Source organism: Streptomyces melanogenes (genome assembly GCF_014649795.1).
GTDB classification, from domain to species: Bacteria; Actinomycetota; Actinomycetes; order Streptomycetales; family Streptomycetaceae; genus Streptomyces; species Streptomyces noboritoensis.
The window spans coordinates 69,723-84,955 of the sequence record NZ_BMTS01000009.1 but is presented as its reverse complement, the minus strand read 5'-3'; the positions used below and the strand labels follow the sequence as shown (position 1 = coordinate 84,955).

At 71.0% G+C, this 15,233-nt stretch carries 12 protein-coding genes; 5 read left to right on the top strand and 7 right to left on the bottom strand.

The window, feature by feature from the left end:
* Positions 1–93: 93 nt before the first annotated feature.
* On the bottom strand, positions 94–1,119 hold the full coding sequence (locus tag IE252_RS20550; protein ID WP_190090915.1) for an ATP-dependent 6-phosphofructokinase: 1,026 nt from the start codon (positions 1,117–1,119) through the stop codon (positions 94–96).
* A 339-nt stretch (positions 1,120–1,458) separates the two neighbouring features.
* Here IE252_RS20550 and pta point away from each other — a divergent pair, with 339 nt between their 5' ends.
* From pta to IE252_RS20530, 4 genes are all read left to right on the top strand, one after another.
* Complete coding sequence (gene pta, locus IE252_RS20545; RefSeq protein WP_190090914.1) at positions 1,459–3,552, top strand: phosphate acetyltransferase; 2,094 nt, start codon at positions 1,459–1,461, stop codon at positions 3,550–3,552.
* Positions 3,549–4,772 carry an acetate kinase gene (locus tag IE252_RS20540; RefSeq protein WP_190090913.1) on the top strand — a complete coding sequence of 408 codons (1,224 nt, stop codon included), beginning with the start codon at positions 3,549–3,551 and terminating at the stop codon, positions 4,770–4,772. The genes pta and IE252_RS20540 overlap by 4 nt, the downstream gene beginning before the upstream one ends.
* A gap of 101 nt (positions 4,773–4,873) precedes the next feature.
* Complete coding sequence (pyk, locus tag IE252_RS20535; protein ID WP_190090912.1) at positions 4,874–6,307, top strand: pyruvate kinase; 1,434 nt, start codon at positions 4,874–4,876, stop codon at positions 6,305–6,307.
* 179 nt (positions 6,308–6,486) lie between these two features.
* On the top strand, positions 6,487–7,710 hold the full coding sequence (locus IE252_RS20530; RefSeq protein ID WP_190090911.1) for a D-alanyl-D-alanine carboxypeptidase family protein: 1,224 nt from the start codon (positions 6,487–6,489) through the stop codon (positions 7,708–7,710).
* Between the two features lie 93 nt (positions 7,711–7,803).
* Here the strand turns inward: IE252_RS20530 and IE252_RS20525 are convergent, their stop codons facing one another.
* From IE252_RS20525 to IE252_RS20510, 4 genes are all read right to left on the bottom strand, one after another.
* Positions 7,804–9,114 carry a hypothetical protein gene (locus tag IE252_RS20525; RefSeq protein ID WP_190091103.1) on the bottom strand — a complete coding sequence of 437 codons (1,311 nt, stop codon included), beginning with the start codon at positions 9,112–9,114 and terminating at the stop codon, positions 7,804–7,806.
* The gene (locus tag IE252_RS20520) at positions 9,104–9,646 is read right to left on the bottom strand and encodes a DUF6114 domain-containing protein (protein WP_190090910.1); all 543 of its coding nucleotides are present in this window, start codon (positions 9,644–9,646) and stop codon (positions 9,104–9,106) included. The genes IE252_RS20525 and IE252_RS20520 overlap by 11 nt, the downstream gene beginning before the upstream one ends.
* Positions 9,647–9,740: 94 nt before the next feature.
* Positions 9,741–10,394, bottom strand: a complete 654-nt coding sequence (locus IE252_RS20515; protein ID WP_190090909.1) for a DUF6230 family protein — start codon at positions 10,392–10,394, stop codon at positions 9,741–9,743.
* A gap of 638 nt (positions 10,395–11,032) precedes the next feature.
* Positions 11,033–12,001: a tetratricopeptide repeat protein gene (locus tag IE252_RS20510; protein WP_190090908.1), complete on the bottom strand. Its 969-nt coding sequence runs from the start codon at positions 11,999–12,001 to the stop codon at positions 11,033–11,035.
* Between the two features lie 252 nt (positions 12,002–12,253).
* Here IE252_RS20510 and IE252_RS20505 point away from each other — a divergent pair, with 252 nt between their 5' ends.
* Positions 12,254–12,880, top strand: a complete 627-nt coding sequence (locus tag IE252_RS20505; RefSeq protein ID WP_190090907.1) for a TetR/AcrR family transcriptional regulator — start codon at positions 12,254–12,256, stop codon at positions 12,878–12,880.
* 205 nt (positions 12,881–13,085) lie between these two features.
* Here IE252_RS20505 and IE252_RS20500 read toward each other — a convergent pair whose 3' ends face one another.
* Positions 13,086–14,072, bottom strand: a complete 987-nt coding sequence (locus IE252_RS20500; protein WP_190090906.1) for a GDP-mannose 4,6-dehydratase — start codon at positions 14,070–14,072, stop codon at positions 13,086–13,088.
* Positions 14,069–15,217, bottom strand: a complete 1,149-nt coding sequence (locus tag IE252_RS20495) for a UDP-N-acetylglucosamine--N-acetylmuramyl-(pentapeptide) pyrophosphoryl-undecaprenol N-acetylglucosamine transferase (protein ID WP_190090905.1) — start codon at positions 15,215–15,217, stop codon at positions 14,069–14,071. The genes IE252_RS20500 and IE252_RS20495 overlap by 4 nt, the downstream gene beginning before the upstream one ends.
* Positions 15,218–15,233: the final 16 nt, after the last annotated feature.

The following is a 15,233-nucleotide window of genomic DNA, read 5'->3' as shown; positions in this document are numbered from 1 at the left end:
GCAACGGGGTCCGGGGGCGAAGCCCCCGGGAAACCCACCTCCACCCCCACCCACCCCCGGAGGGTTAAGGGAAGGGGCGGGGTGGGGAATCCCTCAGAACACCGACTCCGCCTCGAACATCCGGCTGGCCGGGACCGTCTTCAGTTCGGTGACGGCCGACGCCAGCGGTGCCATCACCACGTCCGTACCCCGCAGCGCCGTCATGTTCCCGAAGTCCCCCCGGTGCACCGCCTCCACCGCGTGCCAGCCGAACCGGGTGGCCAGGACACGGTCGTACGCGGTGGGCACGCCGCCGCGCTGGACGTGGCCGAGGATGACCGGCCGGGCCTCCTTGCCCAGGCGCCGCTCCAGCTCGATGGCCAGCCGGTTGCCGATGCCGGCGAACCGCTCGTGACCGTACTGGTCGATCGCGCCCTTCTCGTACGGCATGGCGCCCTCGGCGGGGTGCGCGCCCTCGGCGACGCAGATCACCGCGAACTTCTTGCCGCGCGCGAAGCGCTCCTCGACCATCTTGACCAGGTCGTCGACCTCGAAGGGCCGCTCGGGCAGACAGATGCCGTGGGCGCCGCCGGCCATGCCGGACTCCAGCGCGATCCAGCCCGCGTGGCGGCCCATCACCTCGACGACCATCACGCGCTGGTGCGACTCGGCGGTGGTCTTCAGCCGGTCGATGGCTTCGGTGGCGACCATGACGGCCGTGTCGAAGCCGAAGGTGCGGTCGGTGGCGGAGATGTCGTTGTCGATGGTCTTCGGCACGCCGACCACCGGCATCCCGGCGTCGGAGAGCATCCGCGCCGCCGTCAGCGTGCCCTCGCCGCCGATCGGGATGAGCGCGTCGATGCCGTAACGCCGGGCCAGCTCCGCGCAGTTCTCGGCGGCCTCGCGCAGCCGGGCGCGCTCCAGGCGGGCCGAGCCGAGGATGGTGCCGCCGCGGGCCAGGATGCCGCTGACCGAGTCCAGGTCGAGCGGGCGGAAGTGGCCGTCGAGCAGACCCTTGAACCCGTCCTCGAAGCCGATGACCTCGTCGCCGTGGCCGGTCAGGGCGCGGTGCACGACCGACCGGATCACTGCGTTCAGGCCCGGGCAGTCGCCGCCCGCGGTGAGGACTCCGATGCGCATCGTGACTCAGTCTCCTGCTCTGTGGTGCCGTGCCCGCCGGCGCGAGGAACCGGGCCGACGAACCGATTGTCACACGCACCTCACGGGCCCCGCCCTCCCAGCGCGGCCATGCCGGGGGGACGGAGGCCTTTCGTCCCTTGGGTCCGGGACCTTCGCCCCCACCTCGGCCCCACCCCCGCCCGGCGGGCGCTTTAACCACCCGCAGGGGTATTGTCAAGAGGGCGAGGCTGCCCCGTCGCGATTTTTTTCGTGCGCGGGAGCCGGCGCCGCGACCACCCGCCCGGGACCCCCGCCCGAGCCGCCCACCAGTAACGACGCAGACAGAACGGGAGAGCACGCGTGACGCGCAGCGTGTACGTGACCGGGATCGACCGGGGAGACGGCCGCCAGGTCATCGAGCTGGGAGTCATGGAGCTCCTGACCCGCCAAGTGGACCGGGTGGGCGTCTTCCGCCCCCTCGTGCACGACGGCCCCGACCGCCTCTTCGATCTGCTCCGGGCCCGCTACCGGCTGTCCCAGGACGCCGCGACGGTGTACGGGATGGACTACCACGAGGCCTCCGCGCTCCAGGCCGAGCGCGGCACCGACGAGCTGGTCTCCCAGCTCGTCGAGCGCTTCCACAAGGTCGCCCGGGACTACGAGGTGGTCCTGGTCCTCGGCACCGACTTCGCCGACACCCAGCTCCCGGACGAGCTCTCGCTCAACGCGCGCCTGGCCAACGAGTTCGGCGCGTCCGTGATCCCGGTGGTCGGCGGCAAGGGCCAGCCCGCCGAGTCGGTGCGGGCCGAGGCGCGCAACGCCCACCGCGCCTACGAGGCACTGGGCTGCGACGTGCTGGCGATGGTCGTCAACCGGGTGAACCCGCAGGACCGCGAGGCCATCGCGGAGCGCCTCAAGGCCCGCCTCCCGGTGCCCTGCTACGTGCTGCCCGACGAGCCCGCGCTGGCCGCGCCGACCGTCGCCCAGATCACCTCGGCACTCGGCGGAACGGTTCTGCTCGGCGACGACGCCGGGCTCGCCCGGGACGCGCTCGACTTCGTCTTCGGCGGCGCGATGCTGCCGAACTTCCTCAACGCCCTGACCCCGGGCTGTCTGGTGGTGACCCCGGGCGACCGCGCCGACCTGGTGGTGGGCTCGCTGGCCGCGCACAGCGCCGGGACGCCCCCGATAGCGGGCATCCTGCTGACCCTGGACGAGCGGCCCGGCGAGGCCATCCTCAAGCTCGCCGACCGGCTGGCGCCCGGCACCCCGGTGGTCGCGGTCAGCCACGGCTCCTTCCCCACCGCGCAGGAACTCTTCGCCCTCGAAGGCAAGTTGAACGCCTCGACCCCGCGCAAGGCGGAGACCGCGCTCGGCCTCTTCGAGCGGCACACCGACACCGCCGACCTGCTGGCCCGGATGTCGGTGGCCCGCAGCGGCCGCGTCACCCCGATGATGTTCGAGCACGAGCTCCTGGAGCAGGCCCGCGCGAACCGCCGCCGGGTCGTCCTCCCCGAGGGCGCCGAGGAGCGCGTGCTGCGCGCCGCCGACGTCCTGCTGCGCCGCGACGTCTGCGAGCTCACCCTGCTCGGCGACGTGGAGGCCATCCGCAAGAAGGCCGCCGACCTCGGCATCGACGTCACCAAGTGCGAGATCGTCGACCCGCACACCTCGGAGCTGCGCCAGCGCTTCGCCGAGCGGTACGCCCAGCTGCGCGCCCACAAGGGCGTGACGGTGGAGCTCGCGTACGACGTGGTCGCGGACGTCAACTACTTCGGCACCCTGATGGTCCAGGAGGGCCTGGCCGACGGCATGGTCTCCGGCTCGGTGCACTCCACCGCCGCCACCATCCGCCCCGCCTTCGAGATCATCAAGACCAAGCCGGACGCGTCCATCGTGTCCTCGGTCTTCTTCATGTGCCTCGCCGACAAGGTGCTGGTGTACGGCGACTGCGCGGTCAACCCGGACCCGAACGCCGAGCAGCTCGCGGACATCGCGGTCCAGGCGGCCGCCACCGCCGCCCAGTTCGGCGTGGACCCGCGGATCGCGATGCTCTCGTACTCGACCGGCACCTCCGGCTCGGGCGCCGACGTCGACAAGGTCCGCGAGGCCACCGAGCTGGTCCGCGAGGCACGTCCGGACCTGCGGATCGAGGGCCCGATCCAGTACGACGCGGCCGTGGAGCCGTCCGTGGCCGCGACCAAGCTGCCGGGCTCGGAGGTGGCCGGGCAGGCCACCGTCCTGATCTTCCCGGACCTCAACACCGGCAACAACACCTACAAGGCCGTGCAGCGCTCGGCCGGCGCCGTGGCCGTGGGCCCGGTGCTCCAGGGTCTGCGCAAGCCGGTCAACGACCTCTCGCGCGGCGCCCTCGTCCAGGACATCGTCAACACCGTCGCCATCACGGCCATCCAGGCCCAGGCGCAGGCACAGGGGCAGGAGACCTCCGCATGACCAGCACCGACCCGACTCCGTCGCGCGTCCTCGTACTCAACTCCGGCTCGTCGTCGGTGAAGTACCAGCTGCTCGACATGGCGGACTCCGCGCGGCTCGCGGTGGGCCTGGTCGAGCGGATCGGCGAGGAGACCTCCCGCCTGGTGCACACCCCGCTGACCGGTGGCGACAAGCGCGAGCTGACCGGCCCGATCGCGGACCACGCGGCCGCCCTGAAGGCGGTCTCCGAGGAGCTCGCCAAGGACGGCCTCGGCCTGGACTCGCCCGAGCTCGCGGCGATCGGCCACCGGGTGGTGCACGGCGGGCTGAAGTTCAGCGCGCCGACCGTCATCACCGAGGAGGTCATGGCGGAGATCGAGCGGCTCGTCCCGGTCGCCCCGCTGCACAACCCGGCGAACATCACCGGCATCCGCACCGCCCAGTCGCTGCGCCCGGACCTGCCGCAGGTGGCCGTCTTCGACACCGCCTTCCACACCACGATGCCGGAGCACGCGGCCCGGTACGCGATCGACGTGGAGACCGCCGACGCGCACCGCATCCGCCGCTACGGCTTCCACGGCACCTCGCACGCGTACGTCTCGCGCGAGACCGCGAAGCTGCTGGGCAAGGACCCCTCCGAGGTCAACGTGATCGTGCTGCACCTGGGCAACGGCGCCTCGGCGTCGGCGGTCCGGGGCGGGGTCTGCGTGGACACCTCGATGGGTCTCACCCCCCTTGAGGGCCTGGTCATGGGCACCCGCTCGGGCGACCTCGACCCGGCCGTCATCTTCCACCTGGAGCGGGTGGCCGGGATGTCCACGGACGAGATCGACACCCTGCTCAACAAGAAGAGCGGTCTGGTCGGGCTCTGCGGCGACAACGACATGCGCGAGATCCGCCGCCGCATCGACGAGGGCGACCAGCGCGCGGCGCTCGCCTTCGACATCTACATCCACCGGCTGAAGAAGTACATCGGCGCCTACTACGCGGTCCTGGGCAAGGTGGACGCGGTCGCCTTCACCGCCGGGGTGGGCGAGAACGCGGCGCCGGTGCGCGAGGCCGCCGTGCTGGGTCTGGAGGAGCTGGGGCTGGCGGTCGACGGCGAGCTCAACGCCGTACGGTCCGACGCGCCGCGGCTGATCTCGCCGGAATACGCGCGGGTGGCCGTGGCAGTGGTACCCACGGACGAGGAGCTGGAGATCGCGACGCAGACGTACGCGCTGGTCCGGTCCGGAGCCTGAGAAGGACCGGTCCGGAGGCCACGCCTGAGCGCACCTCCGCCCATTTGTACATTCCACCAGACGGAATATTCCGGAGCGAAACAAACCGATAGGATCGCCTCATGCGCCGTTCCAAAATCGTCTGCACACTGGGCCCCGCCGTCGACTCCTACGAGCAGCTGACTGCTCTGATCGAGGCCGGTATGAACGTGGCCCGCTTCAACTTCAGCCACGGGTCCCAGGCAGAGCACCAGGAACGGTACGACCGTGTCCGCAAGGCCGCCGCGGACACCGGTCGCGCGGTGGGCGTGCTCGCCGACCTCCAGGGACCGAAGATCCGCCTGGAGACCTTCGCCGAGGGCCCCGTCGAGCTGGTGCGCGGTGACGAGTTCGTCATCACCACCGAGGACGTCCCGGGCGACAAGTCGATCTGCGGCACCACCTACAAGGGGCTGCCGGGCGACGTCTCCAAGGGCGACCCGATCCTGATCAACGACGGCAACGTCGAGCTCAAGGTGACCGAGGTCGAGGGCCCCCGGGTCCGGACCATCGTCATCGAGGGCGGTGTCATCTCCGACCACAAGGGCATCAACCTGCCCGGCGCGGCGGTGAACGTCCCGGCCCTGTCCGAGAAGGACGTCGAGGACCTGCGGTTCGCCCTGAAGATGGGCTGCGACCTGGTCGCGCTCTCCTTCGTCCGCGACGCCGACGACGTCAAGGACGTCCACAAGGTCATGGACGAGGTCGGCCGCCGGGTGCCGGTCATCGCCAAGGTCGAGAAGCCGCAGGCCGTCGAGCACATGGAGGGCGTCGTCATGGCGTTCGACGGTGTGATGGTGGCCCGTGGCGACCTCGCCGTCGAGTATCCGCTGGAGCGGGTCCCGATGGTGCAGAAGCGCCTCATCGAGCTGTGCCGCCGCAACGCCAAGCCGGTGATCGTGGCGACCCAGATGATGGAGTCGATGATCACCAACTCGCGCCCGACCCGCGCCGAGGCCTCCGACGTGGCCAACGCGATCCTGGACGGCGCGGACGCGGTCATGCTCTCCGCCGAGTCCTCGGTCGGCGCCTACCCGATCGAGACGGTCAAGACGATGTCCCGCATCGTCGAGGCCGCCGAGGAGGAGCTCCTCTCCAAGGGCCTCCAGCCGCTGGTGCCGGGCAAGAAGCCGCGCACCCAGGGCGGTTCGGTCGCCCGCGCGGCCTGCGAGATCGCGGACTTCCTGGACGGCAAGGCGCTGGTCGCGTTCACCAAGTCGGGTGACACGGCCCGCCGCCTCTCGCGCTACCGCGCGGCCCAGCCGATCCTGGCCTTCACCACGGACGCCGGCACCCGCAACCAGCTGGCGCTGAGCTGGGGCGTCGAGTCCTTCGTCGTCCCGCACGTGGACAACACGGACGCGATGGTCGACCTCGTGGACGCGGAGCTGCTGAAGCTCAAGCGGTACCACGAGGGCGACACGATGGTCATCACGGCGGGCTCGCCCCCCGGCGTCCCCGGCACCACCAACATGGTCCGGGTGCACCACCTGGGCGGCGGCGGCCAGCAGGCCTGACGGTCCGTCATTAGTACGTGAGGGTCGAGGGCGGCACCGCGGGAGGAATCCCGGGGCGCCGCCCTCACCCGTACCCCGTGCGTCCTCGTGCGTACAGGAGAACCTTTTACCGTCTCCGTTGCCCAGTCGCGGAGTGCCCGCAACAGGATCTACATATTCCGTGGGGTACGTTCGCGTTCATGCGTGCCCCGATAACTGTGCAGTTCAACCGCCCGCTGGCGGCCGTGGCCCTCACCGTGGCGGCGGTCGTCTCCGGTGTCGCCCCGGCGGCGGCCCACCCGGTGAAGCCGGGCACGCCGTCGCCCGGGAAGCCGAGCCCCGGGGTACCGCGCGCCGGAGCCCCCAAGGAGCCCCCGGCGGCCATGTCGACGCTCGGCGGCGAGCAGTTGGGCCGTCCGGGCCCGCAGACCGGCGAGGGCGCCCCCGCGCTCCCCACGGGCCTCTCCGCGCTCTCCTGGATGGTCTCGGACGCGGACACCGGCCAGGTACTCGCCGCCAACAACGCCCACTGGCCGCTGCCGCCCGCCTCCACCCTCAAGATGCTCTTCGCGGACACGGTCCTTCCGGCGGTCCCGGGCACGGCGAGCCACAAGGTGGAGCCGGCGGAGCTCACGGGCATGGGCGACGGCAGCAGCGCGGTCGGCATCGTCCCGGGCCAGACGTATCTGGGGGCCGACCTCTGGCGCGGCGTGTTCCTCCGCTCAGGCAACGACGCGGTGCACGTCCTGGCGTCGATGAACGGCGGCGTCCCGAAGACGGTGACGGACATGCAGGCGAAGGCGGACGCGCTGGGCGCGAAGGACACCCACGTCCGCAGCCCCGACGGCTACGACGCGGAGGGCCAGGTCTCCTCGGCGTACGACCTGACCCTGTTCCTCCGCTCGGGCCTGCGCAACAAGGACTTCAAGGAGTACTGCGCGACGGCGGACGCGAAGTTCCCGGGCGGCCCGAACACCAAGGGCAAGCCGTTCGGTATCTCCAACACCAACCGCATGCTGTCCGGCATCGGCGGCGTGCCCAAGTACCCCGGCCTGATCGGCGGCAAGAACGGCTACACCACCCACGCCGGCAACACCCTGGCCGAGGCCGCCACCCGCGACGGCCACACGATCCTGGTGACGGTGATGAACCCCCAGGAGAACAAGCACGACAAGGTCTACACGGAGACGCGCGCGCTCCTGGACTGGGGCTTCACGGCCGTCGGCAAGGCGAAGCCGGTGGGCACCCTGGACGCCCTGAAGCCCACCCCCGCACCCAAGCCGGTAGGCACGGCGGCGACGAAGACGGACTCGTCGGGGATGGGCGTGCTGGGCTGGACGGGCATCGGGGCGGGGGCCGCGGTGGCGGTGGGGGTCGCTTACGTGGTGCTGAAGCGGAGGCCGGAGAAGCGGCGGCGGGTGTAGCGCTCCCCGTACGCGTGAAAAGCCGTGGCCCGCACCGGATTCGGTGCGGGCCACGGCCAACTGCGGCTCCCGGATGGGTCTTTGCGCGTACGGCTACTCGGGGCTGCCGTCCGTGATGTAGTTCTGCAGGCCCGGGATCGTCAGCGTGCCGCCGAACTGGCCGGCCTGGTGGATCGTCACGTTCGTGAAGAAGACATACGGGATGTTCAGGGGCGGCGGGGTCTGCGGGCTGAACGTGACCGGGATGAGGCCGAGGAGGTTGCCCTTCAGCTCCTCCGTGTACATCGTCACCGTGCCGTTGCGGATCGTCGACTCGGAACCCGCGCGCGCCTTGACGTGGGCGGTGGTCGGCTTGCCGTTCAGCTCCGGGCCGTACACCAGCTGGTGCAGGTTGTCGATGTCCACCGACTTCGCCGTGAACTTCAGGACCTTCTTGATCTTGCCGCTGCCCGTCTTGACCTCGACGATGCCCTCGTAGTTCAGACCGCTCAGCGTCAGCTTGGAGGTCTTGAGGATCCACGGCTGGTCCGGCAGCAGCGGGACGCCCGCGTCCAGCTTGGCGTTGGCCAGGGCCTTCGGGTCGGGAGTCGGACACGGGAACGGCTGCTTGGCGCCGTCCGGGATGTTCGTGTCCTTCTTGGGGTCCAGGCCCTTGGCGCTGTCCGCCAGGTCCTCGACCTTCGTGCCCGCCTGCTTGGCCGCCTCGCGGATCGCGTCGGCCGTCTTGTCCACGGGCTTCGTGGCCGGCTTCGTCGACGGCTTGCCCGGGGTCGTCTTCGGCGTCGGAGCCTTGGTGGTCGGCGTGGACGTCGGAGTCGACGACGGCTTCGGGGTCACCGGTGCCGACGACTTGGTCGGGTGTACGCCCAGGATGTCTCCCAGCACGTCCCCCAGGCCCAACGGGTCGAGCGGGTTGGTCGACTTGGTGGGCGCGGGCGTCGTGGACGGCTTCGTCGTGGGCGCCTGCGTGGAGGTCTGCCCCGAGGGCTTCTGCTGGGGCTGCCGCGCCTTGTCCGCCGACGGCGTCGTCGTCGGGGTCGGCTCCTTGGCCTTGTCCTTGTCCGTGTCCTTGTCCGTGGACGAGGGAGAAGAGGAGGACGACGGGCTCGGCGTCGACGACTTGCTCGACGACGGGCTGGGCGACTCGCTCGGCTGGTCGGAGCGCGTCACACAGGGGCCGGGCGCGAACGGGATGTCCGTCTTGTCGTCCGCCATCGCGAGCTTGGGCGTGAGGCTCATCCCGACGAACATGGCGGTCGGCATCGCGGCCAGCGCCATCGCCTTGCCCGCGGGCATCTGCAGCTTGGTCAGCAGCGACTTCCTCGGGGCCGCGTGCCGCGGCCCGCCTCTCTCACGGGAGTTGTCGCCTCCGGTCGAGCCCAGCCGCGTCTCGTCACCCCGCACTGTTCCTCCCGCCATTGGCGTCAACTGTCGTTTCGGTGACGGCCGTTCCGGACTCCTCCCCGCGCGGGCCGGGGACGGTCCCGCCGTCCGGCTCGTCACCCGAGGGGTCGCCCGCCTGAGCGCGCAGATCGCGCCGCTTCGGCTTCGCCGGCACCCACGACAGCGCGAGCGCGCCGCCGAAGAGGGCGAGCAGGAAGCCCATCAGGAAGCCGCCGATGTTCGCGACGGGCAGGGAGATCAGCGCGAGCAGAATGGCCGCGACGCCCGCGAACACCCGGACCTGCTGGTGGTACCAGATGGTCAGGCCGAGCGTGATCAGCAGTACGCCGATGATCAGCGAACCGGCGCCCGCCGTCGTGGACATGGCCAGCGTGATGTTCCCGAGGTGGAGATTGGCGTACGGGAAGTACGCGATGGGCACGCCACCGGCCATGGTGTACAGGCCCGCCCAGAACGGACGGCTGCCACGCCAGGCCCGGAAACGAAGCCGCCAGTAGGTGAAACCGCGGGAACCTGTGGTCTCGGCGCTCATGGAAAACAGCTCCCTGGTACCGCTGTTGCTGTGAAAGTGAAGAGGTCCCGGTGGCCGTGAGGGCCGTACGCTCAGCGGCCACCGGGGAGAGTGCCTAGTGCTTCAGCTGGCACTCGTTGGCGCCCGTGGACAGCCGCAGCTTGAGACCACTGAGCTTGAAGCTGCCGGCCGTGGTCGCCCACGCACGCTGCTCCACGTTCTTCAGGGTGGCGTGCTCGGCGCGCTGCGCGAACCCGTACGGGTTCGACTTCGGCGTCGCGTTCCCCTGCATCTTCGTCTTGCCGTTGGCCGAGCCCTCGCCGGCCGCGACACCGATGTCGATGTTCTTGAACTCGGCGTCGGTGTCGAGCTGGGACACATCGAGGTAGATGTTGTCCGCCTTGACGGGCTCGCTGCCCGTGCCCGCGTTCAGCGTCATCGTGATGTTGCCGAAGAACGGAACCTTCGGCGTCACGACGGACTGACACATGTTGTAGATCTCGGCGTGGCTGAAGCCCGAGACGACAACGGGGTGCGCGGCCTTGTTGCCTTCGAGGTCCGTGCCGGTGGCGATCGACCCGTACTGGAGGAGGTCGTCACCTTCCAGCCGGTCCGCCGTGACCTTGAAGTCGACCCCGGAGACACTGAACGACGCCGCCAGCGCGCCCTGGGCGAGGCCGATGCCTATCGCCGCAGTGGCGGCCACGCTGGGCACCATGACCAGCGCGAACCGCTTCCATCTGGTCCCGCCACGAACTTGGGACTCCATGACTTTCCTCCTTCTCGGACGTACATCTCCGGGACGGACCCTCGCAGGCTGTCCAGGGATGGGAGAAGTGCTACGTCCTCGGGAAGGAGCGCCCGAGTCTTCAGGCGCGTACCGCGTCCGAATCACCGGCGATCACCCCCGAGCGACAACCACTGGTCGCGCCTGACGCGTATCACGCACAACCTGCTGGACAGGCCCCGCCGGTGAGCGGAGACCCCCCTGTCCACAGTCGGCGACGGGGCCGCCGGCCGGCTCGGTGGGGACCCAGAAACGCGCAGCCCCGAGTGGCTGTCGGGCTGGTGCGTTATTGGACCGAGCGTGGCCGATCGTGGTCCATTCGGAGGAGGGGCGCAAGGGGGTTCGTTACTTGCCAGTAACGGAGGGATAACCGTGGCACGACAGCCCGGCATCGGGCCGCCACACTTCGTACCCCCAAGTCACCGGACAGAAGGGGAAATAGACGTCTCAATACGGACGTAAGAAGCAGTTCAATTTACTGCCAGTAACAGCGACCGCGTTTACCAAGTTTTGGTAAAACGCGGTCGCCGCTTGTCTCCGTGTCGCCAAATCGTCAGCGGTGCACACGCACGCGATGACAGCTCAGCGCCCCTGGAGCGGCCCGGACACCGGGCCCCGGTTCAGTAAAGAACTCGCGCCAGCGCGCCCCGGGCCCTGGTCACCCGCGGGTCGTCGGTACCGACCACTTCGAAGAGTTCGAGCAGTCGCAGCCGCGCCGCGTTGCGGTCCTCGCCCGAGGTGACCCGGGCGGCCTCGACGAGCCGGCCGAACGCGTCCTCGACGTGTCCGCCCACCAGGTCCAGGTCCGCCGCGGCGATCTGGGCGGTGACGTCCGCCGGCTTCTCCGCCGCGTCCTTGCGGACCTGCTGCGGGTCCATGTCCTGGACCCGGCGCAGCAGTTCGGCCTGGGCGAGGCCGAGCTTGGCCTCGGGGTGGCCGGGGTCGTCGGCGAGCACGTTCTTGTACGCCTGGACCGCGCCGGCCAGATCGCCCGAGTCCAGGGCCGTGACGGCCGCTTCGAGCAGGGCGTCGTAAGGACCGGCCACGGGCGCGGCGGGGGCCTGCGCGGCGTCCGCCTCCGCGTCGACGGCGATGCCGGTGAGGCCGAAGCGCTCCTCGGCGACCTGGATCAGCTGGTCGAGGGTCTCGCGGATCTGGGCCTCGGGGGCCGCGCCCTGGAAGAGGGGCAGCGCCTGCCCGGCGACCACCGCGAAGACCGCCGGGATCCCCTGGATCCCGAACTGCTGCATCAGCATCTGGTTGGCGTCGACATCGATCTTGGCCAGCAGGAAGCGGCCGTTGTACTCCGCGGCCAGCCGCTCGAGCAGCGGGCCGAGCTGCTTGCACGGCTCGCACCACTCGGCCCAGAAGTCGATGACGACCGGCACCTCGGCCGAACGCTGGAGGATGTCGCGCTCGAACCCGGCCTCGTCGACATCGATCACGAGGGCCGACGGCGGTACGGCCGCGCCCCCGCCCTGACGGGCGGCCTCTACCCGGGCCTGCTCCGCCTTGGCCTTGGCCTCACCGGCCGCCTTCACCGCGGCGAGGTCGACGACGCCGCTCATGGACATGTTCCTAGGCTGCATGCGTACATCCTCCCCCTTCCGCGCGCGAGTGTGCTCAACCGGTGGCAGGATCCCGGCGCACCCGGGTCCCCACCCGGCGCCTGCGTCCCTGCGTGTACTGCTGTTCTGTGGTTGTCGCTCAAAGACCGCTGGAGTCTTTCGCTACGAGCCGTAGCGTAACTGGAGTCGGCACGGAAGCGCCGGGAGGAGGCCCCGAACGCGCCGTGATCTCTCCCACAGCGCATTCCTTACCGGCCGGTATGGTCGTACGTCATGTGTTCCGAATCCAGCCCCGGCAGAACCGCGCGCCCCGGCCGCCCCCGCAGCCCCGAGGCCGACGCGGCGATCCTGCTGGCGACCCGGCAGGCGCTGGTGGAACTGGGCTGGTCGAAGCTGACGATGGGGGACGTGGCGACCCGCGCGGGCGTCGCCAAGACGACGCTGTACCGGCGCTGGGCGGGCAAGAACGAGCTGGTCGTGGACGCGGTGGCGGTCCTCTTCGACGAGCTCGAACTCCCCGACCTCGGCAGCCTCGCGGCGGACGTGGAGGGCGTGGTGCTCCAGTTCGCGTCCATCCTGGAGCGCCCCGAGACGAAGACGGCGCTGATGGCGGTGGTCGCGGAGTCCACCCGCGACGACGCCCTGCGCGGCCGGATCCGCTCGGCGATCGTGGACCGGCAGAAACGGCTCGTACTGATCGGCCGGGAGCGGGCGCAGGTGCGGGGGGAGCTGCCGTACGAGGACGACGCGATCGCCTCCGCGCGCCACGCCGACCTCATCTTCGACGTGGTCGCGGGGGCGGTGGTCCACCGGGCGCTGGTCAGCGCGGAGCCGGTGGACCGGGAGTGGGCCCGCGACTTCACGCTCCTGATCTGCACGGGTTTGCAGGCGACGGCCTGAACCGTGTCCGTCTGCGGACCGTGGGTGGCTGGTCGCGCAGTTCCCCGCGCCCCTAAAAATGCCGCTCCGCGGCAATCCCCTGGGCGCCCCGCAGGGGCGCATCCAGGGGCGCGGGGAACTGCGCGAGCAACCCACCACGGTCCGCAGACGAAGCATCCGGCCGCCCGCCAGAGGGCTTTCGGGAAGGGGCGGGGTGGGGGTCACATCACACCGCGTACCCCGCCCCGAACGCCCCCAGATTCCCCTCCACCCACTCCGACGTCCACTTCAGCCCCTCCCCCAGGGACACCTCCGGCACCCACCCTGCCCACTCCCGCGCCCGAGAGTTGTCGGACAGCAGCCGCTCCACCTCGCTCCCCGACGGCCGCAGCCGAGCCGGATCCACCACGACCCGCGCGGAACGCCCGGACGCCGCGATCAGGGACTCCGCCAGATCCCCGATCGAGATCTCCCGGCCCGACCCGAGGTTCACCACCTCCCCCACCGCCCGCTCGCACTCCGCCACCGCGAGGAACCCCCGCGCGGTATCCGTCACGTACGTGAAATCACGCGTAGGAGTGAGCGAGCCGAGCCGGATCTCCTGCGCCCCGGCGTGCAGTTGGGCCAGGATCGTCGGGATCACGGCCCGCGCCGACTGCCGCGGCCCGTACGTGTTGAACGGCCGCACCACCGTCACCGGCAGCTCGAACGCGTGCCAGTGCGACAGTGCCAGCACGTCCGCGCCGATCTTCGACGCGGAGTACGGCGACTGCGGCTGGAGCGGGTGGTCCTCCGCGATCGGCACCGTCCGCGCCGTCCCGTACACCTCACTCGTCGAGGTGTGCACCAGGCGCCGCACCGAGTGCCGGCGGCAGGCCTCCGCGATGTTCTCCGTGCCGACGACGTTCGTCTGGACGTACGCGCCCGGCGAGTCGTAGCTGTACGGGATGCCGATCAGCGCGGCGAGGTGGAAGACGGTGTCGCACCCGGCGACCGCGTCCGACACCCGCCCGGCGTCGCGCACGTCGCCCGCGATCATCTCGACCGCCGGGTGGTCGAGCAGATGCGCCAGATGGCCCTTCTCGGCGTACGGCTTGTAGTGCACGAACGCCCGCACCCGCGCGCCCTGTTCGACCAGCAGGTCGACGAGGGTCGAGCCGATGAATCCCTCGGCCCCGGTGACGAGGACGGTTCGGTTCTGCCAGTTGTTCATGCTGCGTGCTCCTTGTCGTACGAGTGAATGTGGTGCCCGGCCAGTTCCCGCACCCGCGCCGCCAGCAGCTCCGCCGCCCGCGCGTGGGGCCCCGGATCCGCCGCCCCCGCCATCGCGGAAAGCCGCGCCGGATCGGCGAGCAGCGGCTCGACGAGCGAGGCGAGGCGGTCGGCCGTGGTCTCGGCGTCCGGGAGCAGCAGGCCCGCCCCGGCCTCCGAGAGGACCCGCGCGTTGTGCGTCTGGTGGTCGCCGGGCGCGTGCGGATACGGGACGAGGACCGCCGGGACGCCCGTGCTGGCCAGCTCCGCGACCGTCGCCGAACCGGCCCGGCACACCACCAGATCGGCCGCCGCGTACGCGAGGTCCATCCGGTCGAGGTAGGGCACGGCCCGCGCGCCCCACAGCCCGGTCAGCCGCCGCCGGGTCTCCTCTAGGGCGGCCGGACCGGTCTTGATCAGCAGGTGGACGTCGTCGCGCCCCTGCCAGCGCCGGGCGAGCCCGACCGCCGCCTCGGTGAGCCGGGCCGCGCCCAGGCTGCCGCCGTTGACGAGCACGAGCCGCGCCCCGGGCGGCACGTCGAGCACCCGCCGGGCCTCGGCCCGCAGCGCCGGCCGGTCGAGCCCGGCGAGCGCCGAGGCGATCGGCATCCCGGTGGTGACGGCGTCGGCGCCGCCCGCCAGATGCGCCCGGCTGCGGTCGAAGGCGACCGCGATGTTCCGGGTGAGCCGGGCCGCGAACTGGTTGGCCCGCCCCGGCACGGCGTTGGACTCGTGGATCAGGCTGGGCAGTCCGGCGAGTCTGGCCCCGACGATGACGGGCGCGCTGGGATAGCCGCCCATCCCCACCGCGACCTGCGCGCCCTGCGCCCGCAGGATCGCCCGGCACTGTGCGCCGGACTTCAGCAGCGCGGCCGGGAGCAGATAGCGGCGGGCGCCGAGCGCCGGGTCGAAGGGGATCATGTCGACGGTGTGCAGCCGGTATCCGGCGGCCGGGATGAGCTCGCCCTCCAGGCCTCTTTCCGTACCGACGAACGAGATCACCGCGTCCGGGGCGGCCCGGCGCAGCGCCTCGGCGAGCGCCAGCCCGGGGTAGATGTGGCCGCCGGTGCCGCCCGCACCGATCACGACAGAGAGTGGTGTGCGCATGCCCCGAAGGTTCGCG

Excerpts from the sequence above, each read along its gene's own strand:
- IE252_RS20550 (WP_190090915.1), bottom strand. The coding sequence starts at position 1,119 with ATGCGCATCGGAGTCCTCACCGCGGGCGGCGACTGCCCGGGCCTGAAC.
- IE252_RS20540 (WP_190090913.1), top strand. The coding sequence starts at position 3,549 with ATGACCAGCACCGACCCGACTCCGTCGCGCGTCCTCGTACTCAACTCC.
- pyk (WP_190090912.1), top strand. The coding sequence starts at position 4,874 with ATGCGCCGTTCCAAAATCGTCTGCACACTGGGCCCCGCCGTCGACTCC.
- IE252_RS20530 (WP_190090911.1), top strand. The coding sequence starts at position 6,487 with ATGCGTGCCCCGATAACTGTGCAGTTCAACCGCCCGCTGGCGGCCGTG.
- IE252_RS20520 (WP_190090910.1), bottom strand. The coding sequence starts at position 9,646 with ATGAGCGCCGAGACCACAGGTTCCCGCGGTTTCACCTACTGGCGGCTT.
- IE252_RS20515 (WP_190090909.1), bottom strand. The coding sequence starts at position 10,394 with ATGGAGTCCCAAGTTCGTGGCGGGACCAGATGGAAGCGGTTCGCGCTG.
- IE252_RS20510 (WP_190090908.1), bottom strand. The coding sequence starts at position 12,001 with ATGCAGCCTAGGAACATGTCCATGAGCGGCGTCGTCGACCTCGCCGCG.
- IE252_RS20505 (WP_190090907.1), top strand. The coding sequence starts at position 12,254 with ATGTGTTCCGAATCCAGCCCCGGCAGAACCGCGCGCCCCGGCCGCCCC.
- IE252_RS20500 (WP_190090906.1), bottom strand. The coding sequence starts at position 14,072 with ATGAACAACTGGCAGAACCGAACCGTCCTCGTCACCGGGGCCGAGGGA.
- IE252_RS20495 (WP_190090905.1), bottom strand. The coding sequence starts at position 15,217 with ATGCGCACACCACTCTCTGTCGTGATCGGTGCGGGCGGCACCGGCGGC.